Annotated in this window: 21 protein-coding genes; 13 read left to right on the forward strand and 8 right to left on the reverse strand. The window is 60.5% G+C overall.

Annotated elements, in window-relative coordinates:
- The first annotated feature begins 62 nt into the window (after positions 1-62).
- The 9 genes from I5L03_RS05345 (at position 63) to I5L03_RS05385 (ending at position 12,703) form a co-directional block, all read left to right on the forward strand.
- On the forward strand, positions 63-1,583 hold the full coding sequence (locus I5L03_RS05345) for a tryptophan halogenase family protein (RefSeq protein WP_197920635.1): 1,521 nt from the start codon (positions 63-65) through the stop codon (positions 1,581-1,583).
- On the forward strand, positions 1,583-3,427 hold the full coding sequence (locus I5L03_RS05350; protein ID WP_407647602.1) for an alpha-amylase family glycosyl hydrolase: 1,845 nt from the start codon (positions 1,583-1,585) through the stop codon (positions 3,425-3,427). Before I5L03_RS05345 ends, I5L03_RS05350 begins: the two co-directional genes overlap by 1 nt.
- Positions 3,424-5,019 (forward strand): alpha-amylase family glycosyl hydrolase, encoded by a 1,596-nt coding sequence (locus I5L03_RS05355; protein ID WP_197920636.1) that lies wholly within the window; start codon positions 3,424-3,426, stop codon positions 5,017-5,019. The genes I5L03_RS05350 and I5L03_RS05355 overlap by 4 nt, the downstream gene beginning before the upstream one ends.
- Positions 5,016-7,049 carry a glycoside hydrolase family 97 protein gene (locus I5L03_RS05360; protein WP_197920637.1) on the forward strand — a complete coding sequence of 678 codons (2,034 nt, stop codon included), beginning with the start codon at positions 5,016-5,018 and terminating at the stop codon, positions 7,047-7,049. Before I5L03_RS05355 ends, I5L03_RS05360 begins: the two co-directional genes overlap by 4 nt.
- The gene (locus tag I5L03_RS05365) at positions 7,046-8,536 is read left to right on the forward strand and encodes a tryptophan halogenase family protein (protein WP_197920638.1); all 1,491 of its coding nucleotides are present in this window, start codon (positions 7,046-7,048) and stop codon (positions 8,534-8,536) included. The genes I5L03_RS05360 and I5L03_RS05365 overlap by 4 nt, the downstream gene beginning before the upstream one ends.
- Positions 8,537-8,610: 74 nt before the next feature.
- Positions 8,611-9,657 carry a biotin synthase BioB gene (gene bioB / locus I5L03_RS05370; RefSeq protein WP_197920639.1) on the forward strand — a complete coding sequence of 349 codons (1,047 nt, stop codon included), beginning with the start codon at positions 8,611-8,613 and terminating at the stop codon, positions 9,655-9,657.
- A gap of 18 nt (positions 9,658-9,675) precedes the next feature.
- Positions 9,676-10,833, forward strand: a complete 1,158-nt coding sequence (locus tag I5L03_RS05375) for an aminotransferase class I/II-fold pyridoxal phosphate-dependent enzyme (RefSeq protein WP_197920640.1) — start codon at positions 9,676-9,678, stop codon at positions 10,831-10,833.
- The gene (gene bioD / locus I5L03_RS05380) at positions 10,830-11,447 is read left to right on the forward strand and encodes a dethiobiotin synthase (RefSeq protein WP_197920641.1); all 618 of its coding nucleotides are present in this window, start codon (positions 10,830-10,832) and stop codon (positions 11,445-11,447) included. The genes I5L03_RS05375 and bioD overlap by 4 nt, the downstream gene beginning before the upstream one ends.
- Complete coding sequence (locus I5L03_RS05385; RefSeq protein WP_197920642.1) at positions 11,444-12,703, forward strand: adenosylmethionine--8-amino-7-oxononanoate transaminase; 1,260 nt, start codon at positions 11,444-11,446, stop codon at positions 12,701-12,703. Before bioD ends, I5L03_RS05385 begins: the two co-directional genes overlap by 4 nt.
- On the opposite strand, the gene maiA is transcribed toward I5L03_RS05385, so the two are convergent.
- Positions 12,700-13,332 carry a maleylacetoacetate isomerase gene (gene maiA / locus I5L03_RS05390; protein WP_197920643.1) on the reverse strand — a complete coding sequence of 211 codons (633 nt, stop codon included), beginning with the start codon at positions 13,330-13,332 and terminating at the stop codon, positions 12,700-12,702. The genes I5L03_RS05385 and maiA overlap by 4 nt on opposite strands.
- A 69-nt stretch (positions 13,333-13,401) precedes the next feature.
- Between maiA and hmgA the strand changes: the two genes are divergently transcribed.
- Both hmgA and fahA read left to right on the forward strand, forming a co-directional pair.
- Positions 13,402-14,685, forward strand: coding sequence for a homogentisate 1,2-dioxygenase (gene hmgA / locus I5L03_RS05395; RefSeq protein ID WP_197920644.1), 1,284 nt, complete (start codon positions 13,402-13,404; stop codon positions 14,683-14,685).
- Positions 14,686-15,981, forward strand: a complete 1,296-nt coding sequence (fahA, locus tag I5L03_RS05400) for a fumarylacetoacetase (protein ID WP_197920645.1) — start codon at positions 14,686-14,688, stop codon at positions 15,979-15,981.
- Between the two features lie 210 nt (positions 15,982-16,191).
- Here the strand turns inward: fahA and I5L03_RS05405 are convergent, their stop codons facing one another.
- From I5L03_RS05405 to I5L03_RS05430, 6 genes are all read right to left on the reverse strand, one after another.
- Complete coding sequence (locus I5L03_RS05405) at positions 16,192-16,383, reverse strand: hypothetical protein (protein WP_197920646.1); 192 nt, start codon at positions 16,381-16,383, stop codon at positions 16,192-16,194.
- Between the two features lie 25 nt (positions 16,384-16,408).
- Positions 16,409-17,611 (reverse strand): ABC transporter permease, encoded by a 1,203-nt coding sequence (locus tag I5L03_RS05410; RefSeq protein WP_197920749.1) that lies wholly within the window; start codon positions 17,609-17,611, stop codon positions 16,409-16,411.
- Positions 17,612-17,616: 5 nt separating this feature from the next.
- Positions 17,617-18,327, reverse strand: coding sequence for an ABC transporter ATP-binding protein (locus I5L03_RS05415; RefSeq protein ID WP_197920647.1), 711 nt, complete (start codon positions 18,325-18,327; stop codon positions 17,617-17,619).
- Positions 18,324-19,622 carry an efflux RND transporter periplasmic adaptor subunit gene (locus I5L03_RS05420; RefSeq protein WP_197920648.1) on the reverse strand — a complete coding sequence of 433 codons (1,299 nt, stop codon included), beginning with the start codon at positions 19,620-19,622 and terminating at the stop codon, positions 18,324-18,326. The genes I5L03_RS05415 and I5L03_RS05420 overlap by 4 nt, the downstream gene beginning before the upstream one ends.
- On the reverse strand, positions 19,619-21,079 hold the full coding sequence (locus I5L03_RS05425) for an efflux transporter outer membrane subunit (protein ID WP_197920649.1): 1,461 nt from the start codon (positions 21,077-21,079) through the stop codon (positions 19,619-19,621). Before I5L03_RS05425 ends, I5L03_RS05420 begins: the two co-directional genes overlap by 4 nt.
- A 212-nt stretch (positions 21,080-21,291) precedes the next feature.
- Complete coding sequence (locus I5L03_RS05430) at positions 21,292-22,152, reverse strand: alpha/beta hydrolase (protein ID WP_197920650.1); 861 nt, start codon at positions 22,150-22,152, stop codon at positions 21,292-21,294.
- Positions 22,153-22,244: 92 nt separating this feature from the next.
- Between I5L03_RS05430 and I5L03_RS05435 the strand changes: the two genes are divergently transcribed.
- Both I5L03_RS05435 and I5L03_RS05440 read left to right on the forward strand, forming a co-directional pair.
- A complete protein-coding gene (locus I5L03_RS05435; RefSeq protein WP_197920651.1) occupies positions 22,245-22,697 on the forward strand; it encodes a hypothetical protein in 453 nt (150 codons plus the stop codon).
- Positions 22,698-22,742: 45 nt separating this feature from the next.
- Entirely contained in the window at positions 22,743-23,858 is a 1,116-nt protein-coding gene (locus tag I5L03_RS05440) for a CaiB/BaiF CoA transferase family protein (protein ID WP_325100095.1), read from the forward strand.
- Positions 23,859-23,958: 100 nt separating this feature from the next.
- Here I5L03_RS05440 and I5L03_RS05445 read toward each other — a convergent pair.
- Positions 23,959-24,136, reverse strand: a 178-nt coding sequence (locus I5L03_RS05445; protein ID WP_407647603.1) for an OmpA family protein, incomplete at its 5' end; no start/stop codon positions are given.

The raw sequence follows: 24,136 nt of genomic DNA on the forward strand, positions 1-24,136 counted from the left end.
TCCGAAGTGAGGCATGATTACGAAGATGGCGATGTTGCCGTCTTTGGGGCAGGGGCAGCGCTATGACAGAGAAGGTTTCAACTCGATATGTGATCGCCGGCGGTGGCACCGCTGGCTGGATGATTGCGGCGGCACTAGCTCGCTTCGCTCCTCCCGGTACGAGCATTTCCCTGATCGAAAGCGACGCCATCGGGACTGTAGGTGTCGGCGAAGCGACTATCCCGCAAATTCACCTGTTCAATCGTGCGCTCGGTTTCGATGAGCGTGAATTCCTGCGCAAGACGCGCGGCAGTTTCAAACTCGGCATTGAATTCGACGGCTGGCGGCGCGAAGGCGAGGCTTACATGCACGCCTTTGGCCCGATCGGCAGGCCTTTGGGATTGCTGCCCTTCCAGCAATATTGGCTGCGCGCCAAGAAGGCGGGCTTTGCGAAGCCACTCCAGCGCTATTCGATGAACGAGCTCGCGGCGCGCACCATCCGCATGCATCGCGGCAAAACCGTGCAGGGCGGCGAAATGCCCTACGCCTATCATTTCGATGCCGGCCTTTATGCAGAATTCCTTCGTGCCTTTGCAGAGGCGCGCGGTGTCCGCCGGATTGAAGGGAAGATCGGCACGGTCGAGCAGGATAGCGAAAGCGGCGATATCACCGCGCTGTCGCTTGAAAGCGGCCCGTTGATCGAAGGCGATTTCTTCATCGATTGCACAGGCTTTCGTGCGCTGCTGATCGATGGGGCTTTGGAAGCGGGCTTCGATGACTGGAGTAATTTTCTCCCCTGCGATCGCGCATTGGCCGTGCCTTGCGAAGGGGCGGGGGACTTCACGCCATATACCAAGGCGATTGCGCGAAAGGCCGGATGGCAATGGCGCATTCCCCTGCAAAACCGTATCGGCAATGGCCTTGTCTATTGCAGCAAATACCTTTCCGACGATGAAGCGAGCGAAACGCTCCTCGCCAATCTTGACGGAAAGCCGACTGCCGATCCGCGGCCCATCCAGTTCACCACTGGCAAACGCCGCGAGCACTGGAAAAACAATTGTTTGGCTGTCGGCCTAGCTGCTGGTTTCATGGAGCCGATGGAATCGACCAGCATTCATATGATCCAGAGCGCCATCAGCCGCTTTCTCCAGGTTTTGCCGCAGCATGGCGGCAAGGCTGAGCAAGCCACCAAGGACTGGTTCAACGATCAGGCGACGTTCGAGTGGGAGCGTATCCGCGACTTTCTCGTGCTGCATTACACCGCGAACGAACGCGAGGGGCAGCCTTTTTGGGATCACGTCCGCAATATGGAATTGCCTGCCACGTTGACGGCCAAGTTGGAGCAATGGAAAGCATCGGGCTTCATTCACCGCGAACATGAGGAACTGTTCACCGAAGTGGGCTGGTTCCAGGTTCTTGTGGGGCAAGGCGTAGAGGCAGAAGGATATAATCCGATTGCCGATGCCGTTCCCGAAGCGGATGTGCGCCGGTTGCTCGATCAGACCGAGCACGCGCTTGTCGCGCAGGTCAAGCCGATGCCAAGCCATATCGATTTTCTGCAAAACTATGTGACCGGGAAAACCCGGTCGGAGGTACCAGCATGATGTTTCGCCATTTCGCCGCAATCCTGATGGCCAGTGCGGCTCTGCCCGCCTGTGCGACGGCTCAGGAGGCCGCAGAGGCCGAGACCGGCACCAATGCTGCCTATCTCGATCGCGCTCCCAGCGAGGAAGTGATCTATTTCGTCCTGCCGGATCGGTTCGAGAATGGCGACACCTCTAACGATACCGGCGGATTTGAAGGCGGACGCTTGGAGCACGGCTTCGATCCGACCCATCGCGGTTTCTTTAATGGCGGGGATCTCGCAGGCCTGACATCGCGCCTCGATTACCTTGAGGAATTGGGCATCACCGCCATCTGGTTCGCGCCGATTTTCCAGAACAAGCCCGTACAGGGCCCTCCGGGTGACGAGAGCGCGGGCTATCACGGCTATTGGGTCACGGATTTCACCCGGCCGGACAGCCATTTCGGCACGGCGGAGGAATTCGCTGCTTTCGTGGACGCTGCCCATGCGCGCGGCATGAAAGTGTATATGGATATCATCACCAACCACACTGCCGATGTGATCCGCTTCGCAGAGGGTGACGAGACCGGCTACGCCTATCGCAGCCAAGGCGATTTTCCCTATTCTACGCGCGGGGGGCCGGATGGGGAGCCGATCAACCAAGGCTTCATGGGGCCGCTCGACAGCAGCGAAGAGAACTTCGCCCGCCTGACCGATCCGACCTGGGCCTACACGCCTGTGGTGCCGGAAGCCGAACGCGACGTGAAAGTCCCCGCATGGCTCAACGATCCGATCTATTACCACAATCGCGGCGACACGACCTTCACCGGCGAAAGCGCGCGGCTGGGGGATTTTGTGGGTCTGGACGATCTCTTCACCGAGCATCCCCGCGTTCGTGCCGGGATGATCGACATCTTCTGCGACTGGATCAGCACCACCCGCGTCGATGGGTTCCGCATCGATACGGCGCGGCATGTCGATCCCGGCTTCTGGCATGAATTCATTCCGGCCATGGAAAGCTGCGCCGATGAAGCCGGCATTCCCAATTTCCACATGTTCGGGGAAGTCTTTGCCGAGGAGCCGACCGCCGGATATATCGCTGAATATACGCGCCGCGACCAAATACCTGCCGTTCTGGATTTCGCCTTTGCATCCGCCATGCGCGAGGTGCTCGGGCGCGGGCAGGGCACCTTTGTTCTTAACCGACTCTACGACGGCGATGTGCTGTATGAAGGCGGCGCCGAAGCTGCGCTCAATCTGCCGACATTTCTCGGCAATCACGATCTCGGCCGGTTTTCGACCCTCATCAAGCAGGACATGCCTGAAGTCTCGCAAGACGAGCTTTTGAGCCGCGTCATGCTGGGCCATGCGATGATGATGAGCCTACGCGGATCGCCCACCGTCTATTACGGCGATGAGCAGGGCTTCGTCGGCGATGGCAATGACCAGATGGCGCGCGAGACGCTGTTCCCGAGCCTGGTCGACGAGTATAATGACAACAATCTCATCGGTACCGATGCCACCACGGCGGAAGAGAATTTCGACCAGACGCATCCGCTCTACCAGCTGATTGCGCGCTTCTCGGACATTCGCCTCAGCCACCCGGCGCTCACCCGTGGGCACCAGATGGTTCGCCATTACGAGCAGGAGCCGGGCCTCTTCGCGGTTAGCCGTGTGGATGAGGAAAGCGGACAGGAAGTGCTGGCCGTCTTCAACACCAGCGGCGAGGAACGTTCTGCCAATGTTTGGGTGCCCTATGATGCGCGCGCTTTTGAAGCCATCGAAGGAGAATGCCCCGCAGCTCCGACCGCACCAGGCAGCGCGGCTTTCACTATCCCGGCCTTCGGCTGGGCGCTGTGCCGTGTCAGTGAGCGCGCCGAATGAGCAGCGCGCAATCTTCCCTTCCATGGTGGAAAGGCGCGGCGATCTACCAGATCTATCCGCGTAGCTTCATGGATTCCAATGGCGACGGGATCGGCGATTTGCCGGGCATCACTTCGCGTCTCGGCCATGTCGCCAGCCTAGGCGTCGATGCGATCTGGATCAGCCCGTTTTTCACCAGCCCGATGAAGGATTTCGGCTATGACGTTTCGGACTACCGTGACGTCGATCCGATTTTCGGCGAATTGGCTGACTTCGACGCGCTTGTGGCCCGTGCGCACGAGCTGGACCTCAAGGTTCTGATCGATCAGGTCTATTCGCACACTTCTGATGAGCATCCGTGGTTTGTCGAAAGCCGTTCCAGCCGCGATAATCAGAAGGCGGATTGGTATGTCTGGGCCGATGCGAAGGCTGAAGGCTCACCGCCGTCGAACTGGCAAAGCGTTTTCGGCGGCCCGGCCTGGACATGGGATGCGCGGCGCGGCCAGTATTACCTGCACAACTTCCTGAATTCGCAGCCGCAGATGAATTTGCACAACCGCGATGTTCAGGACGCGGTGCTCGATGTAATGCGCTTCTGGCTTGATCGCGGGGTGGATGGCTTCCGCATCGATGCGCTCAATTTCGCGATGCATGATCCGGAATTCAAAGACAATCCGCCGGCACCCGAGAACGGCAAGGCGCGCACGCGGCCTTTCGACTTCCAGTTAAAAATCAACAATCAGTCACACGCAGATATTCCGGCCTTCATCGAGCGCATCCGCGCGTTGACGGATAAATATGACGGCATTTTCACTGTCGCCGAAGTCGGCGGGGATGATGCCGATGTCGAAATGAAAGCCTTCACCGCGGGCGAAAATCACCTGAATTCGGCCTATGGTTTTGACTTTCTCTATGCCGACACACTCACACCCGAACTCGTCTGTGAGGCGCTCGCGCAATGGCCGGACCAGCCGGATATTGGCTGGCCGAGTTGGGCCTTTGAAAATCACGACGCGCCGCGAGCGCTCAGCCGCTGGTGCAAGCCGGAGAATCGCGATGACTTTGCGCGGCTTAAAGCAGCGCTACTTGCTTGCCTTCGCGGCAACATCATCCTGTATCAGGGCGAAGAGCTCGGCCTGACGCAGGTCGATATCCCGTTTGAGCAGCTCCACGATCCTGAAGCGATCGCCAATTGGCCGCTCACCCTCAGCCGAGATGGTGCGCGCACTCCCATGCCATGGGAAATGTGCAGCTGCGGCGGGTTTGGATCCGAAAGCCCGTGGCTTCCCCTTGGCGAAGACAATATCGGCCGCGCAGTGGAAGCGCAGGACAAAGACGACACCTCGCTCCTCAACCACACACGCGCGATGATCGCTCTGCGCAAGGCCCACCCGGCCCTTCATCACGGAGCGGTAAGCGCATGCGGAGTCAGCGGCCATGTGCTGACGCTTGAGCGCGTAGCTGGTGATGAGACCGTACGCGCCATCTTCAATCTTGGCGCCGATTTGGTCACGCTCGATGATGCTTCGGCAAACGGCACGAAAATCGCCGCGATCAATGGCGCGACAACCGAAACACTCCCCCCCTTCGCAGCATTGGTGATGCAATTATGACTTTGATCCGTTCCCTGCTTTCGCTGATCGCTCTGCTGCTTCCCGCAGCGGCGCTTGCGGGCACTGTGACCTCGCCTGACGGGCGCATCGTCGCGACACTTGATGCCAATGGCGAGGGTGTGCCGACCTACTCGGTGAGCTTTGATGGCGAAGCGATCATCGATCCTTCGACCATTGGTTTCACCTTCACAGATGCCGATCCGATGCGGCGCGGCTTCACAGTCGTCAGCGAGACGACCAATTCGCATGACGATATCTGGGAGCAGCCATGGGGTGAGCGCCGCTTTATCCGCGATCATCACAACGAGCTGGCAGTCACATTCCGCCAAGGCGATGATAATGCCCGCGAAATGACCGTGCGCATGCGCGCGTTCAATGATGGCGTCGGTTTTCGCATCGAGTTTCCCGAGCAGGCCAGCATGCCTGTCGCCAATATTGCGGATGAGCTGACCGAGTTTCGCATTGCCAGCGATGGCGAAGCGTGGTCGATCCCCGCAGGCGACTGGAACCGCTACGAATATCTCTATGAGCGCACGCCGATCAGCGCGCTCTCGACGGTGCATACGCCAGTCACCATGATCCTCGAAAACGGCACGCATATCTCCTTCCACGAAGCTGCGCTGGTCGATTATTCGGGGATGTGGCTGCGCCGGATGGAAGGCACGCGCCTGCGCGCAACGCTCGCACCGAGCCCGCGCGGCCCCAAAGTCATCCGCGAAGGTGCATTCCATACGCCGTGGCGCACGATCCAGATCGCCGATGGCCCTTCCGGCCTGTTCGAAAGCGCGATGATTCTCAATCTGAATGAGCCCAATGTTCTGGGCGATGTCAGCTGGTTCGAGCCGCACACCTATCTCGGCATCTGGTGGGAAATGCACCTCGACACGCATAGCTGGGCTTCGGGAGAGCGCCACGGTGCGACCACCGAGCGTGCGCGTGAGATCATCGATTTCGCTGCCGAGAATGGCTTTCGCGGCATCCTTATCGAAGGCTGGAACCTGGGCTGGGACGGCGCATGGTTCGGCAATGGTCGCGAATTCAGCTTTACCGAAGCCTATCCCGATTTCGACATTGTGGAAGTGACGGACTACGCCCGCGAACGTGGTGTGCGCATCATCGGCCACCACGAAACCGGCGGCAATATCGACGTTTATGAAGCGCAGCTTGAAGAGGCGATGGCATTCTATGAAAGCCTCGGCATCGATGCTGTGAAAAGCGGCTATGTCGCCGATGCGGGCGGCGTGATCGCGCCCGATGGCGAGGGCGGCGAGACCTTCGTGTGGCATGATGGGCAGGAAATGGTGAACCACCATTTGCGCGTCGTGCGCGAGGCCGCAGAGCACCAGATCGCGATGAACCCGCATGAGCCGATCAAGGATACCGGCCTTCGCCGCACCTATCCCAACTGGGTTAGCCGTGAAGGCGCGCGCGGGGCGGAATATGATGCATGGGCAGTGCCAAAGAATGATCCGGGTCATGTGCCGGAACTGATTTTTACGCGCATGCTTTCGGGTCCGTTCGATTACACGCCGGGTGTCTTTTCGCTGGAAGGCCGCGGTGCGACGGAGCCGGACATTCCCAGCACGCTCGCTCGGCAGCTATCGTTTTACATCACCATCTATTCGCCCATCCAAATGGTTGCCGACATCCCGGAAAACATCGCCGCCTATCCGCGCGCGCTCGACTTCGTGCAGCGCGTTGGCGTTGACTGGCATGAAAGCCTGTTGCTCGACGGCGCGGTTGGCGAGTTCGCCGTGATTGCCCGCCAGGTCCGCGATAGCGAGACTTGGTTTGTCGGCGGTGTGACCGACGATCAGCAGCGCGAGGCGACCTTTGCGCTCGATTTTCTCGATGAAGGCACACAGTATGTCGCTACCATTTGGGAAGACGGTGAGGGTGCCGATGGGATGGGCGATGATCGCCATGCCATGAATGTGCGCACGCACACGGTCACGCGCGGCGACAGCCTGACGGTGCAAATGGCGCGCGCCGGCGGCTTCGCCATCGAAATCGCGCCCGTCGGCGAGTGAGCGAGCCAAGCCCCCCGCATATCGTCGTCCTTGGAGGAGGCAGCGCCGGGTGGATTACCGCCTGCCTGCTTCACCATCGCTGGGCGAAGCGGGGCGGCAAGATTACGGTCGTCGAAAGCCCGGATATCGGGATTATCGGGGTGGGGGAGGGTTCGACCCCGCAGCTGAAAGCCATGTTCGATCACCTCGGCATTGCCGAGGCGGACTGGATGAGCGCCTGCGATGCGACATACAAGCTGGGCATTCGCTTCACCGGATGGAGCGAGCGGCCGGGTTTCGAAAGCTATTTCCATCCCTTTCCGGGGCCGGTTGATCTGCATAGCGAGCCCGGCTTCACGCGCAATTGCAAGCTGGCGCGGCGCGGTTTCGAAGCGCCTGCGCATCCAGATGACTGGTTCTTGGCGAGCGTTCTGGCCGAAGCAGGCAAGGGACCGCAGGCCTCCGAAAACTTCCCTTTCGCGCCAAGCTATGGTTATCATTTCGATGCGTACAAACTCGGCGCTTTACTGCGCGATTGGGCGACTGCGCGAGGGGTTGCTCACCTGCCGCTGAAAGTCGACGAAATCGAAATGGGCGAAGAGGGAGATGTCGCCGCTCTGCTGTGCGAGGGCGGCGAACGGGTAAGCGGTGACATGTTCGTCGATTGCTCCGGCTTCCGCGCCATGATCGCGCAAGGCGCCTTGGACGGCGACTTCATCTCGTTCGGCGAAAATCTCTTCAACGATCGCGCCGTTGTTGTACCGACCGGCAAAGTCTCGCATTTTCGCCCGCAGACCGGAGCCATCGCAATGACTTCCGGGTGGCGCTGGCACATCCCTCTCACCACGCGCACCGGCAATGGCTATGTCTACTCGTCCAAATATATCTCGGATGAGGACGCAGCGGCAGAATTGTTCGCATCGCTGGGCCTTGAGCAAGATGAGGCCGAGCCGCGTTTCCTGAAAATGAAAGTCGGGCGGATGAAAGACAGCTGGCGCGGCAATTGCCTCGCCGCGGGTTTGGCGCAGGGTTTTGTCGAGCCGCTGGAGGCGACCGCGCTACATATCGTCATCGCAACCGCATTGGAGTTTGCCGAAGCGTATGAGGTGGGCGGCTTCACCGCGCAGCACCGCAACACTTTCAATGCCAATATCGGCAAGCGCTACGATGCCATTCGCGACTACATTGTCGGCCATTACCGGCTCAATCAACGCAGCGACACGCAATATTGGCGGGAAAACGCTGCGAACCAAAACTTGTCCGACGGCTTGAAAGCCATGCTCACCGCATGGTTCACCCATGGCGATATCGCTGCTGCCAATCGAGAGAATTACCCGGTGCAGGCCTATTCGTCCGCCAGCTGGCATTGCCTTTTCGCCGGCTATGGCGCGTTCCCTCCGATAGCGAAGATGCAGCCTTTGCCACCGCAGGTGCAGGCAGCGGATGTCGAGCAGGTCGGCCAGATGCTGGGCGCATGTGCAGCAAACTTCCGCGAGATAAGGATCTGATCACTGCCGCTCGGCGCTTTACGTCGTCCGCCTTTTTCGCCATTGGGACGGTGGTCGATTTAAAGGGAGTTTTCATGCAGCCTGTCCGCAATGATTGGACGCGAGAGGAAATCGCGGCGCTGTTCGGTTTGCCATTTACCGAGCTGGTATTTCGGGCGGCAGAAGTGCACCGCGCGCATCACTGTGCTGATGAAGTCCAGCTGTGCACTTTGCTCTCGATCAAGACTGGCGGTTGCCCTGAGGATTGCGGCTATTGCTCGCAAAGCGCGCATGCCGATAGCGGTGTCGAAGCGACGAAGCTGATGGATGTGCGCCAAGTGCTGCAATCGGCGGCGCAGGCGAAAGACGCGGGAAGCCAGCGCTTCTGCATGGGTGCGGCATGGCGCAATCCGAAAGAGCGCGACATGCCCAAGATCGTCGAGATCGTGAAAGGCGTGCGCGAAATGGGCATGGAAACCTGCATGACGCTGGGCATGCTTTCGCCTTCACAGGCTGAGCAGCTGAAGGAAGCGGGCCTCGATTACTACAATCACAATGTCGATACCGGCCCGGAATATTACGACCGCGTGATAACTACGCGCAATTACCAGGACCGGCTCGATACGCTGTCCAATGTACGCGAAGCGGGCATCAATGTGTGTTCCGGAGGAATCGTCGGCATGGGTGAGACCCGCGATGATCGCGTCGGTTTCGTCCATACGCTGGCCACGCTGGAGCGGCATCCCGAAAGCGTGCCGGTGAATGCGCTGGTGCCGGTGAAGGGCACGCCGCTGGGTGACATGCTAGCCGACACGCCGATGGCCAAGATCGACGATATCGAATTTGTCCGCACCGTTGCCGTCGCGCGTATCTGCATGCCGATGAGCATGGTGCGCCTCTCGGCCGGTCGTGAGAGCATGAGCGATGCGACGCAGGCGCTCTGCTTCATGGCCGGGGCGAACTCGATTTTCACCGGCGACAAGCTGCTGACCGCTCCCAATGCGGGTGACGATAGCGACGCGGCGATGTTCGAGCGGCTTGGCCTCACGCCCATGCAGGGTGAAGAACCCATGAGAGCTGTCGGCGGCTGTTCGGGCGGCTGCGCGACAGTACCGCAAGAGGCCCAGGCAGAGCTGACCTGATCGCCTGAACGCGCGCCCATGCTTGATCACATCCGCCAATCGCTCGATCGCATCGCAGCGAAGGATCGCCGCCGTGTGCTGCGCCCAGCGCAGCTTGCTGGCGATGGCCGGATGATGCGCGATGGGCGCGAATTGCTCGACTTCTCCAGCAATGATTACCTTGGTCTGGCGCGCCATCCTTTGCTGGCCGAGCGGGCCGCCGACTATGCGCGGCGCTATGGCGCAGGGGCAGGGGCTTCGCGCCTGATCACCGGCACATCCGCCGAGCATGAATCGGTGGAAGCACGCATTGCCGCATTCAAGGGGAGTGAAGCCGCGCTGGTCATGGCGAGCGGATGGCAGGCCAATGCGGGCATCATTCCCGCGCTCGCCAAGGCCGCACCTAAAACCGCGATTTTCGCCGATGCGCTGGTTCACAATTCGATCCACGCGGGATGCCGCGGCGCAAAGGCTGACGTGCATTTCTATCGCCACAATGATCACGCTGATCTTGAACGGCTTTTGGCTGAGCACGGCGCAGCGGCGGACGCGCGGATGATCATCACCGAAAGCGTCTTCAGCATGGATGGCGACCGCGCCGATCTGGCTGCACTGAACGCCACCGCGCGCAAACATGACGCGCTGCTTTATGTCGATGAGGCGCATGCCACCGGCGTGCTTGGCAATGACGGAGCGGGGCTGACAGCCGACAATCCGGGCGCAGATATCGTGATGGGCACATTCAGCAAGGCGATGGGTGGCTTCGGCGCCTATGTCGCCTGTTCCGATCTGATGCGCGATTATCTGATCAACATGTGCGCCGGCCTGATTTTCTCCACCGCGCCTCCCCCTGCGATGCTCGGCGCAATGGATGCAGCGCTCGACATTGTGCCCGGCATGGATGCGGAGCGAGCGCATCTGGGTGAATTGGGCGAGCAATTGCGCGAGGAATTGCAGGGCATGGGCTATGATACGCTCGGCTCCACCACGCAGATCGTGCCGCTCGTAGTCGGGCCAGAAAGCCATGCGCTTGCGCTTGGCCAGCACCTGCTCGATCGCGGAATTGCCGCGCTGCCGATCCGCCCGCCGACTGTGCCCAAAGGGACCAGCCGCATTCGCCTTGCCCTTCGCTCCACGCTCAAGGCGCAGGATGTCGATCACGTGCTGAAGGCAATTGGAGAGTGGAAGCTACCATGAGCCGCTTCACTATCACCGGGACCGACACCGATGTGGGCAAGACGGTATTCGCTGCGGGCCTCTCGCAGGCGTTGAGAGCCACCTATTGGAAGCCTGCGCAGGCTGGGCTGGAGGGCGAGACAGATAGTGAAGCAGTCGCGCGGCTTGCTCCGGATGCGACCGTGCTGCCAGAGGCTTATCGATTGCACACGCCTTGCTCTCCGCATGAGGCTGCGCGGGTTGACGGGGTGACCATCGATTTGGCCGAACTGAAGCTCCCTGATGTCGAAGGTCCGCTGGTTGTGGAAGGGGCAGGGGGTGTGCTCGTCCCATACCGGGAGGACTTGCTTGCGGCTGACATCTTCGCTCACTGGCAGCTTCCGACAATCCTTGTCGCGCGCACCGCGCTCGGTACGATCAGCCATTCGTTGATGTCCCTCGAAGCCTTGCGCTCGCGCGAGGTTGCGGTCGCTGGCGTTGCCTTTGTCGGGGAGCACGAGCCTGTTGCCGAGGGCGCGATCACACGCATTGGCGTAGTGAAGCATCTTGGCCGTCTGCCCATGCTCGAGCCGCTCGATAGTCAGACATTGGCGGGCGCCTTCTCCACCCATATCCGTATGGACCTGCTGGCATGAGTAGCAAGTCCCCCGTCTGGCACCCCTTCCACCAGCACGGTCTGGGCGAGCCGATCCCGCTGGTCGATCGGGCGGAGGGCGCGGTGCTGCACACGGCTGACGGGCGTGAGGTGCTGGATGTGATCTCAAGCTGGTGGGTGATCACCCATGGCCACAATCACCCCCGTATCGTCGAAGCGATCCAGCGTCAGGCCGAGCAGCTCGACCAGCTGATCTTTGCCGGGTGGACGCATCAACCGGCGGAGGATCTGGCGCGCGGGCTGCGGGCGATCATGCCGGATGAGCTGGAGTATGTATTCTTCTCGGACAGCGGTTCTACTGCGGTCGAAGTCGCGCTCAAGATGGCGCTGGGTTTCTGGGCCAACACTGGGCGGGCGCGTCACAAGATCGTGGTGATGGAGCACAGCTATCACGGCGATACGATCGGCGCGATGAGCATTGGCGAGCGCGGCGTTTTCAACAAGGCTTACAGCCCCTTGCTCTTCGATGTTGAGACCATTCCTTTCCCGCATCAGGGCACCGAACAGGCCACGCTTGATACTCTGGAAGCAGCCTGTGCTGGCGGCGGAACCGCGGCCTTCATCGTCGAGCCGCTGGTTCTCGGCGCAGGCGGGATGCTGATGTATTCGCCCGGGACCTTGCGGGAAATGCGCAGCATCTGTGCTCGCCACGATGTCCTTTTCATCGCCGATGAAGTGATGACGGGCTGGGGCCGCACGGGCACTCTGCTGGCGTGTGAACAGGCTGGCGTAGTCCCCGATATCCTGTGTCTCGCCAAGGGCCTCACAGGTGGCTCCATGCCGCTCGCCGTGACGATGGCGACCGCGCCGATTTACGACGCGCACTATTCGACCGACCGTGCGAAGATGTTCTTCCATTCCTCCAGCTTTACCGCCAATCCTGTCGCCTGTGCGGCGGCGAATGCGAACCTCGCCATCTGGCGCGAAGAGCCGGTGCTGGATCGGATTGCGACCCTTTCTGAGCGCCAGAGCAAGGGTTTCGCTCGCATCGCGGCCAAACATCCCATCAGCAACCTTCGCCAATGCGGCACCGTCATCGCGATGGATGTCGACGCAGGTGAGAGTGGTTACCTTGCCGATATCGGTCTCACAATGCGCGAAGGCCTGTTCAGGCGCGACGTGCTGATGCGCCCGCTTGGGAACACGCTCTACCTTATGCCGCCATACTGCATCGCCGATGCGCAATTGGACCGCGTGTTCACCGCGATCGATGAGGTACTGACCGAAGCTCTTTAATGCGCGTCCGGCTGGTTGTCAGGATGCGCGCGCTTGAATTCCTCCATCGCATTGCAGGCGCTTTCGATCCGCACCATGCGCGGGCATTCGGACAGATCGAATGCAAACCGCCGCGCGTTGTATAGTTGCGGGATCAGTACGCATTCGAACATGCCGGGCGCATTGAATAGGAAGTCACCGCTTTCGAGCTGCGCAAGCCGCGCTTCCACCGGATGCAGCGTCTTGGCCAGCCAGTGGCGATACCAGGTATCGATCTCCTCCTGATTGTGGCCAAGCGGATCCTTCAGATACTTCAGCACTGGCAGGTTGAGCGGCGCGTGCAGCTCCGTCGCGATGGCATAAGCCAGTTCGCGAGCGATGTAGCGATGGTCCAGGCCCGATGGCAGCAGCGGCTTGTCGCGATAGGCTTCGTCCAGCCACTCTATAATCGCCATGCTTTGCGCGCGGTCGCCGCTCTCGGTCTCCAGCATGGGCACGGTGGCGAAGGGATTGCGGCTGGTGAAAGCCTCTTCCTTTTGCGCGCTTTCGAGCAGGTTTATCGGGCAGTTTTCATAGCCGATGCCCTTGAGTTCCAATGCGCAGCGCAGGCGATAACTCGTACTGCTGCGCCAATATCCGTAGAGTTTCATGGGCACCTCCTCGATGCTCGCACGTTAGCGATGTAGTGCATTGTGCGTGAAAGTTTCATCTGTTACTAAATGACTATGAGCTATCAGACTGGTTTTCTCAACCACTTCGCCAGCGAGGCCGTTCCCGGCGCGCTGCCTGAAGGTCGCAATTCGCCTCAGAAACCGGCCTTTGGCCTTTATGCCGAACAGTTCAGCACCAGCGCCTTCACCGCGCCGCGCGCCGAGAACCGCCGCAGCTGGCTGTACCGGATGCGCCCGACCACCGAACATGGCGCCTTTAAGCCTTACTCCGGGGCGGAGCGACTTGCCGCGCCCGATGGCACGCATACCACGCCCAATCGCCTGCGTTGGAACCCGCTTCCAATGCCCGACGGCGAGGTCGATTTCGTCGACGGCATGGTGACCTATGGCGGCAATGGCGGCCCTTCCGAAGGCGGGATCGGCATCCACCTTTACGCTGCGACGGCCAGCATGGACGCGCGCGCATTTCAGAACAGCGATGGCGAGATGCTGATCGTGCCGCAGCAGGGCGCGTTGCTTATCACGACCGAGCTCGGCCGCATGGACGTGCCACCCGGTCACATTGCGGTGATACCAAAGGGCATGCGCTTCCGTCTCGAGTTCACCGAGGGAGCCGCGCGCGGCTACATCTGCGAGAACTTCGGCGCGCCTTTCCGGTTGCCGGACCTTGGCCCCATTGGCGCAAACGGCCTTGCCAATCCGCGCGATTTCGAAACACCTGCCGCATGGTTCGAAGACCGCGACGACAACTTCGAAGTGGTCCAGAAGTTCAACGGCAAGCTCTGGACGACCATGATTGACCATTCGCCGTTCGATGTCGTCGGCTGGCACGGCAATTCCGCGCCTTATCGTTACGATCTGGCGCGCTTCAACACTATCGGTACGGTCAGCTTCGACCATCCAGATCCCAGCATCTTCACCGTGCTCACCAGCCCGAGTGACACGCCGGGCACAGCCAATTGCGACTTCGTGATCTTCCCGCCGCGCTGGATGGTGGGCGAGGACACGTTCCGTCCGCCGTGGTTCCACCGGAACGTGATGAGCGAGTTCATGGGGCTGATCCACGGCGAGTATGACGCGAAGGAAGGCGGTGGCTTCGCTCCCGGCGGCGCGTCGCTCCACAACCAGTTCAACGGGCATGGCCCCGATGTCGACAGCACCGCGAAAGCGATGGCTGCCGACCTCAAACCGCACAAGATCGACAACACGCTGGCTTTCATGTTCGAAAGCCGCGCGATCATCCAGAGCACCGATTTCGCCATGAATGGCGGCCTTCTTCAGGACGATTACGATGCCTGCTGGAGTGGATTTCCGAAAGCGAGACTTCCCTGAATGACCCATCACACAACCGATCACACACATGACATGAACGCCACCAGCTGGGTGGAAAGCGCCAATGGTCATCCCGATTTCCCGGTGCAGAACCTGCCGTTCGGAGTGTTCTCCACCGATGGAGAGGATGCGCGCGGCGGCGTGGCTATCGGCGACTACGTGCTCGACCTGCGCAATGTGCTCGATGGCGATCTGATCGAGGATGATCGCGACCTGCTGCATTATGCGTCCTTCGCCACGCTCAACGATTTCTTCGCTATGCCCGGCGGCCCGTCGGAGCTCCGCGCAAAGCTGTTCGCGGCGCTGACTGACGAGAGCTACAAAGCCGCGATGGAAGTCTGCCTGGTGCCCATGGCGGACGTGCAGATGCACCTGCCATTCCAGATCCACGACTACACCGATTTCTACACCGGCATTCACCACGCGGTGAACATCGGCAGCCTGTTCCGTCCGGACAATCCGCTGCTGCCCAACTACAAGCATGTGCCGATCGGCTATCACGGTCGCAGCTCCTCGATCTGCGTATCCGGTACCGATGTGAAGCGGCCCACCGGCCAGCAGAAGCCGGCAGAGGAAGGTGGCACGCCCGAATTTGGCCCGTCCAAGCGGCTTGATTACGAGCTCGAAATGGCGATCTGGGTGGGGCAGGGTAATGACCTTGGCGATCCGATCCCTGTGGGTGAAGCAGAGCAGCATATCGCAGGTATCTCGATCCTCAACGATTGGTCGGCGCGCGATATCCAGGCGTGGGAATACCAGCCGCTTGGCCCGTTCCTTGCCAAGAACTTCGCTTCCACCGTCTCGCCCTGGGTGGTGACGATGGATGCACTCGCACCCTTCCGCACTGCGCAGCCTGCGCGCGCCGAGGGCGATCCCGAGCCACTTCCTTACCTCCAGCACGATATGAGCCACGCGGCGTTCGGCATCCAGATGGAAGTGCTGATCACGACGCCCAAGATGCGCGAAGCAGGGGCAGAACCGCACCGCCTGTCGCATGGTCCGATGACCGCGATGTACTGGACCGCCGCGCAGCTGATTGCGCACCATTCGGTTGGCGGGTGCAACATGCAGCCGGGTGACCTGCTCGGCACGGGCACGCTGACCAGCGGTGAAGACGGCGGCGAAGGTAGCTTGATCGAGCTGACCGAAGGCGGCAAGAAGACCATCAGCCTGCCCAATGGCGAAGAGCGCAAGTTCCTCGAGGATGGCGACGAAGTGATCATGCGCGCCTATGCCGAGAAGGATGGCTACGCCCGCATCGGCATGGGCGAATGCCGCGCGACAATCGTGGGCTGATTCGCGACTGTCGGGCCCTGCCGTAACGGCAGGGTGTGACAGGTGTGACAGTGTCCAAACGAACAAAAAAGCCCCCGGAAATCCTGTGTGATTTCCGGGGGCTTTTTGATTCTGTGAAACGGACGAACAAAGCATCCGTCCGTTCTTCATAGATTTAGAACGGTAGGAAAGTCTCGGTCCGCGATTTCTAAGTGGCTCTTCGCACTCAGATTAATACCAGCAGAAATAGCGAAACCATTCGCCGTTCGGCATTGGAACGTTGATGAGGCAACGCTCCGGTGTATCGGTCGGATCATCGGGATCGTCAGTGACACTGGCAAAAGCCATGTTCGGAGCAGCTACCATGCCAATCGCGCTGACGTAAACGAGCGCTCTGCGTACACTTTTCTTCATCTTGATCATGACCTTATATTGCTGACAAGAGGTCTTATTCGTGCCGCAAAGCGTCAATCGGATCAAGTTTGCTTGCGCGGTGCGCGGGGTAATAACCAAAGGCGACCCCCATCAATGCGGAGAAGAGAAACGCGCCTATGTTGAGCGCTGGATTGAACAGGAAGGGAAGGTCCATGACCCCGGCGAGCATTACTGAGAGGCCAAAGGCGATCCCAATTCCGATCAAGCCGCCAAAGCAGCACAACACCACAGCTTCGGTCAGGAATTGCAGTCGCACTTCCTTGGCAAGAGCGCCAATGGCAAGGCGAATACCGATCTCGCGCGTGCGCTCCGTGACGCTCACCAGCATGATATTCATGATACCGATGCCGCCAACTATCAGGCTGATTGCTGCGATAATCGCCACCACGCCCGTCATCGCCTGGAAAATTCCACCAACCGTGTCGGAAATTTCCTGCGAGTCGATCACATCGAAATTGTTGTCCTCGCCATCTTGAACGACGCGCCGTTCACGCAACAAATCGACGAGCTGGTTCTGGATCGTGATTGTGCTGTAGCTCGGATCGTATTTCACTACGAAGAACTGGATATCGTCGCTTCCGATAAGGCGGCGCTGGACCGTTTTGAGTGGCATGTAGACGATATCGTTCGCATCGTTTCCGCCACCGATATTCGAGCCGGAACGCTCATCGGCAATTCCGATTACGGTGCAGGAGACGTTGTTGAGGCGCATTTCTTCACCCAGCACCTGATCTTCGACGAAGATTTTCTCGACTAATGTCGTGCCGACGATGCAAACGCTTTCGCCGCGATCTTCTTCCTGATCTGTGAAGCTGCGCCCTTCGCCGATATCGATGTTCTGGGCAGAGAAAAACTCCCTGCTCGCGCCATTCACGCTTGTCTGCCAGTCCTGCCCGTTATGGAATGCGGTGGCGTTGGAGAAGACAGCGCCTGCGGCAAATTGCACACCGGCAATCTGATTGCGGACGGCGCGGATGTCCTCTTCCTCAAACGGTCTGCGTGGCACATTGATGTCGGGCTGGCGCGGGAAAACAATGAACACGTCAGAGCCAAGCCCAGCCAGATCGTCCTGCACGTCCGCGGTCAGGCCTTGGCCAAGCGTGACCATCGTCACCACGGAGGCGACACCGATGATGATGCCGAGCGTCGTCAGGAAACTGCGTAGCAAGTGCCTGCGAATTTCCCGAATTGCCAAGAGCAAGGTGGAGCCGAGCATGCGCATCAGGCGGAAGCTCCCGCTTTCAGGCCGCGATCAATGCGCTCCACCAGTCCATCGCGGAAATGCACGATGGTGCGGGCGTATTCGGCCATTTCCTCTTCGTGAGTCACCATCAGCACGGTGATACCGGTTTTGCTGAGATCGGCGAGCAATTCCATGATTTCGATAGAGCGCTCGGAGTCGAGGTTGCCGGTCGGCTCGTCCGCCAGCAGAACGTCGGGATCGGTCACGAGGGCACGGGCGATGGCGACGCGCTGTTGCTGGCCGCCCGAAAGCTCAGCCGGGGTATGTGTGGCCCACGGCAGCAAGCCGACTTTGTCGAGCGACCGCTCGGCAGCCTCACGCCGCGCTTTCTTCGTTTCACCGCGGTATAGCAGTGGCAGTTCCACATTCTCCAGCGCAGTCGTGCGCGCGAGTAGGTTGAAGCCCTGAAACACGAAGCCGAGATAGCGACGGCGCAAGAGCGAGCGCTGGTCGCGGCTCAAACTCTGCACTTCCACGCCGCGGAATTTGAAAACACCGCTGGTCGGCACATCGAGGCAGCCGAGAATGTTCATCGTCGTGGATTTGCCCGAACCCGATGGTCCCATCACCGCGACGAAATCGCCCCGTTCGATGGCCAGATCCACGCCCTTCAGCGCCTGGAAAGCCGCAGGGCCGGTGCCGAAGGTCTTGGTTATGCCTTCCAGTTCGATGAGGGGGGCTTCGCTCACTGCTGGCCCGCACCCTCGCCGGTGACGACTTCCATGCCCGCCTCAAGCTCATCCGAATTGACCACGGTGAAACGCCCGTCGCTCTGGCCAGTGACCAATTCAATACTCCGCAACGAGCCGTCCTCTTCGACAACGTAAACGGTCTGGCGGCTGCCCACACCAATGCTGGCATCGTCATTTTCTTCAAGCCCGAAGTTCGGATTGCCGAAGACGCCTCCGCTCTCTTCCTCTTCCTCCGGATTATAACGCAGCGCGCTGTTGGGAACGAGCATCTGCTCGCCCGTGCTTTCGGTTTCGATTGTGGCGGTGGCCGTCATGCCGGCGCGCAGCAATCCATCGCCGTTGCTCACCACAAGGCGCGCTTCGTAACTGACGACCTGCTGACCGCCTGCCTGCTGCTGCTGGCTGGCAAGGGCGATATTGTTGGATGCAAGATCGACACGTTCCACCGTCGCGGGGAAGCGACGGCCGGGATAGGCATCGACGGTGAAGGTGGCCTGCTGCCCGTCCTCCACCTGGCCGACATCCGCCTCATCCAGATCGACGCGCAGCTGCATCACCGAGAGGTCTTCTGCCAGCACGAACAATGTCGGCGTGTTGAAAGCGGCGACCACGGTCTGGCCCGGCTCCACCTGCCTTGCGAGCACGACGCCGGACACGGGCGAGCGTATCACCGCGCGATCGAGGCTGACCTGCGCGGTCGAAAGCTGCGCGCGCGCTGCCGAGACGTTCGCCTGCGCTGCTGCAACGCTCGCGCGGCCGCGGTTCACTGCTGCTTCGGCGAGGTCGATCTCTGCTTCGGAAGGCACACGGCCACCCGAGAGGCGCTGCACTTCCAACAGACGGTTCAGTTGCGCTTCATCGCCCTCCAACGTGGCCCGTGCCTGCGCGACCTGTGCCTGCGCGGCATTCAAATTGGCGCGGCCCTGCTGGATCTGGTCATTGATGACTTCGGTGTTGATGATCGCGAGAACCTGACCGCGTGTCACCTGATCGTTCACATCGACCAGCACATCATCGATCCGGCCTGACACTTCGGAGCCGACTTCCACCTGATTGGTGGGACGCAGGCTGCCCGTTGCAGTGACCGACAGATCGAGCGAGCGCGTTTCCACTTCCGCAGTAATGTAATTGGGCTGCTCATCGCCGCCAGAGCATTGCGAAATCGCAAGGATCAGGACGAGCAGCAAAACGACGCCGATCCACACGCGCTTGCGCTTATACCATTTCTTCGGCGCCCCCTCATCGAGGTAGCTCTCGATATCCTGCTCGTTGGTAGTGTCTGTCTGGCTCATTCCTCGTTCCCGTCAGATGCCTGCAGGACAGCGCCGCCCGGCAGGGTAAAGTCAAAATCACTCGCGCTCCATCCGCCGCCCAGCGCCTGTGTCAGGCGAACGAAGGCGGTGGCGCGGTCAGCTTCTGCGCCGACCAGATTGTTGCGCGCGGCAAGCAATTGGTTCTCGGCGACCAGCAGTGTGCGAAAATCGGTAAGCCCAGCCTGGTATTGGCTGCGCGCAAGGATGACCGAATTGCTCGCCGCGTCGACGGCTTCATTCTGAATATCGATGCGCTCGTCTGCTGTGCGCTGGTCTACAGCAGCGCTTTCGACCTCTTCCAGCGCGGAAAGGATTTCCTGCTCCCACGCGGCAAGCGATGCGCGCGCGCCCGCCTCTGCGCTGTCGACCCGCGCAGCCGTTGCGCCGCCATCGAAAAGCAATTGGCTGATCCCGCCGAATATGCTGCCGGTGATGACATCGAACAGATTGCTGAAATTGGTGCCGCCCGTTCCGATCGAACCCGTGAGGCGAACTAGTGGAAGCAATTGCGCGCGCACGACGCCGATCCGGGCGCTGCTGGCGATGAGGTTGGCCTCCGCCGCGCGGACATCGGGCCTTCGGCTCAGCACTTCGGCTGGCGGGGCGAATCCGTCGAGTTGGGGAGGCGCGGGGACGCGGGTTTCAACGTCGCTTTCGATTTCATCCAAAACCCGGCCCGGCGTTTCACCGATCAGGGTCGAGATTGCGTTGGCCGTCGCAACAAGGCTGCTTTCGAGCAGCGGAATGGTCGCAGCAGTAGCAGCACGCTGGGCGCGGGCCTGCTCGACATCGAGGCTGGAGACCAGCCCTGCCTGATTGCGCCAGCGCGCAATTTGCAAATTATCGTCCTGGAAAGCGAGCGTGTTGCGCGCGATTTCCAACTGCTCAGCCGTGGCGCGGGCATTAATCGTGGCGATGGCAACTTGGCCGACGATCAGGCGCTGCAAATCGGCTTGCGAATATCCGGCGGTCGCGAAATCGGCACGGGCCGCGGCGACATTGCCCGAGATCTGGCCAAACAGATCGAGTTCCCAATTAGCATCCGCGCCCAGGCTCAGCTGCACCCCGTCGCGCGCATTGTCGCCAATATCGCGGTTCACTCCGCCATTGGCGAAAACGGTGGGGTAATAGCCCGCGCGCGCCTGCACCAGCGATGCGCGAGCCTGCTCCAGCCGCGCGGCGCTTTGGGCGAGGTCCCGGTTTTCGACAATCGCCTGTTCGACGAAATCGGTGAGCAGCGGATCGCCAAGCAGGGTCCAATATTCGGTGAGGTCGGTCGTGATCGGAGCGACATCGCTCAGCGCCCAATCGGCCGGAGTTGAAAGCGTACTTTGCGGGACATTGGCAGCAGGCGTCGTGCAGGCACCGAGCACCAGAAGCGCCGGAGCGGCCAGCAGCGCGCCTTTCGCGCCGAAATTGATGTTGGTCAGTCCCATCCCGCCCCTCAAAAAAAGTCCCCGTCGCAGGCTTACCTTCGCCCCGCGCAGGTGCAAGCCCCTTCGCTTCGAAATCTACATGGAAAGCCGCCGCCATCCCCACCATTGTTGTTCGAGGAACTGCAATATTGACCCGACGAATGTGCATTTCGTCATGCGCTTACGCGGCAGATTGGATCGGCGATCAAGTTCTCTTGCCGAAAATATTTGTTTTACCGCGAAACTTCGCGCGCGAATTGGGCCGCATCTTCCAATACGGGCGCGCGGCCGCGGAAGGGGCGGCCAAGGGCGATCAGGATGTCGATGTGATCCTCCCCTTCATATTGCACCATCTCGGCCTCGACTCCGGCAGCGGTCAAAGCGGCGGTTAGCGAAATGCTGTTGCGCGGCCGCACAGTCGTATCGTCCGCGCCTGTCAGCAGGAGGGCGGGCGGGCTGTCGGCATCGGCAAAAGTCACCGGCTGCGTTTCTGCAAGATCGGGCCACTGGCTGAAGGCAGCGATGGTCGAGTCCGTATCCAGCGGCAGGAAATCATAAGGTCCCGCTAGGCCGACCAACCCGGCGATCGCCGCGCGGTCTTCGCCCAGCCATTGCGGATCATTTGCCAGCATTGCCGCGATGTGCGCGCCGGCGGAGTGACCCATCACTACGATATTGTCCGGATCGCCGCCATATCCCGCCGCATTTTCGCGGACCCAGCGCACGGCCTGCGCGCCGTCCTCCACAAAGGCGGGAAAGCGCACTTCGGGCACCAGCCGATAGTCCGGGACCACGGTGATAAAACCCTCCGCCGCCAATGCGCGTCCGACGAAATCATACCCCTTGCGCGTGCCGCTGTTCCAACTGCCGCCATAGAACCAGACGATCACGGGCTTCACATCATCGGTCGCTTCAACTGGCGCATAGACATCGAGCTTCTGCCGCTCATGCGCGCCATACGCAATATCGCCGGCCACCTGCGCGCTGTTCGCATCCTTGGGCACGAGAGCGTTGAAGGTGCGCAGGCGATCGACCGAGAACGATACGCCGATGGCGACGATCGCGAGAAGGGGCAGGGCGATGAGATATTTCATCCGCGCCTTTTGGACCGGCTGCAAAGGCGCGGCAAGCCTTCAGAAAAGCCCATTCCTGCGCGAAGCCTTCCAAATTGCGCGCGCTGCGCTACATGGCGAATATGATTGCACTCACCGGCTGTCTCGCCGTCATCCTGATCGCCTTGCTGCTCGCGCCCCAAACGCCCTTCGCACGGCTTTGTCACCGGCAGCTGGTTGAGCGTCCGGCATCAGCCCTGGCCAAGTTCCGCCCGCATCACATCATTTATGCGGTGATCCTCATTCCGGTCATGTTGAGCGGAGGCGAGTTTATCGCGCTGCTCGGCCCGGAATTCTTCGCCGCCTATGCCATGGAGCTGGCGATTTATGTGGATGCGGTGATCGTGAGCGTACTCGCGAGCACGGCTGCGTCGATAAAGGCGTTTGCGGGGAGCATACGGCAGAGGTTCAATCGCCTCAGCAGTCGCAAGTCTGCCCGCACGAAACGCGCTGCGCGCAAGCCACAGCGCGATCGCATGCCCGCCAATTACGATGAGCATGTGCCCGCCATGCCGATGGCAGCCTGATCCATGCCATTGCGAATTCCAGGCTTTGGCAAGACACGCCGCGACGTGGGCTCCGCGCCGCTCGCAGGGATCAAGGTCGTCGAGCTGGCGCGAATCCTGGCAGGGCCATGGGCAGGCCAGGTGCTTGCCGATCTGGGGGCAGAGGTCATCAAGGTCGAAAGCCCCGAAGGTGATGATACGCGCGGTTGGGGTCCGCCCTTTATCGAGCGGGAGGATGGCAGCAAGGATGCCGCCTATTTCCATGCCGCCAATCGCGGCAAGAGCAGCATTGTCGCCGATTTTACTGATGCGAAAGATTTGGAGCGTGTAAAAGCGCTGATCGCAGATGCCGATGTGGTGATCGAGAACTTCAAACTCGGCGGGCTCGCCAAATACGGTCTCGATCATGCAAGCCTGAAAGGTGTCAATCCGCGGCTCATCTATTGCTCGATCACCGGATTTGGACAGGATGGCCCCTATGCGGCGCGTGCCGGATACGATTTCATCATCCAGGGTATGAGCGGCATCATGGACCTGACCGGCGCGCCCGACGGCCCGCCGCAGAAAATCGGCGTTGCTTATGCCGATATCATGACAGGCCTCTACGCCGTTATCGGCATCCAGGCGGCGCTGCGCCAGCGTGAGGAGACCGGACGCGGGCAAGTGATCGATATGGCGCTTTTCGACGTCATGGTCGGCACGCTTGGCAACCAGGCGATGAATTACCTCGCCTCAGGTCGCACGCCGAAGCGGTTAGGCAATGCCCATCCCAATATCGCGCCCTATGAGGCGTTTGCAGCGATAGATGGCTGGCTGATTATTGCGGTGGGCAATGACAACCAGTTTGCAAGGTTTGCCGAGGCTATCGACATGCCGCTGCGTGAGGAATGGCGCACCAACGCGCGACGGGTGAAAAACCGCGAGAGCCTTTCGGCATCGATCAAACGCCGGATTGCCGAGTGGGAGCGCGATGCGCTGCTTGCGACGATGGAAGAGCTGCGCATTCCCGCAGGGCCCATCAACACGGTAAAGCAGGCGCTCGAAAATCCGCAGATCGAGGTGCGCGGAATGGTTGCCGAACTTGAGGAAGGGCTGCGCGGTATGCGCACGCCTATACGCTTTTCAGAGAGCGAGCTCGCGATCGGCAAGCCTTCGCCCAAGCTGCCGAAATACGAAGACTGACGACTGACTGCTTTCCGCTGCCAGCCTCGCAGCTTCGCACGAAAAAGAAGGGCCGGGAGATCGCTCTCCCGGCCCATTCTGTTTGCCTTGATGGCGTGGCTTACATGCCCGAGTTCGGACCGTAAGTGATTTCCACACGGCGGTTCTGCAATTCGCGGACACCGTCGGCAGTCGGAACGCGCAGGTCGTTCTCACCGAAGGCTTCGCTCATGATGCGGCCGCCCGGGATACCACGGCTTGTGAGGTATGCCTGGACCGAGTCGTTACGGCGCTCTGCA

Source organism: Aurantiacibacter sediminis (assembly GCF_016019885.1).
Classification (GTDB): domain Bacteria; phylum Pseudomonadota; class Alphaproteobacteria; order Sphingomonadales; family Sphingomonadaceae; genus Alteraurantiacibacter; species Alteraurantiacibacter sediminis.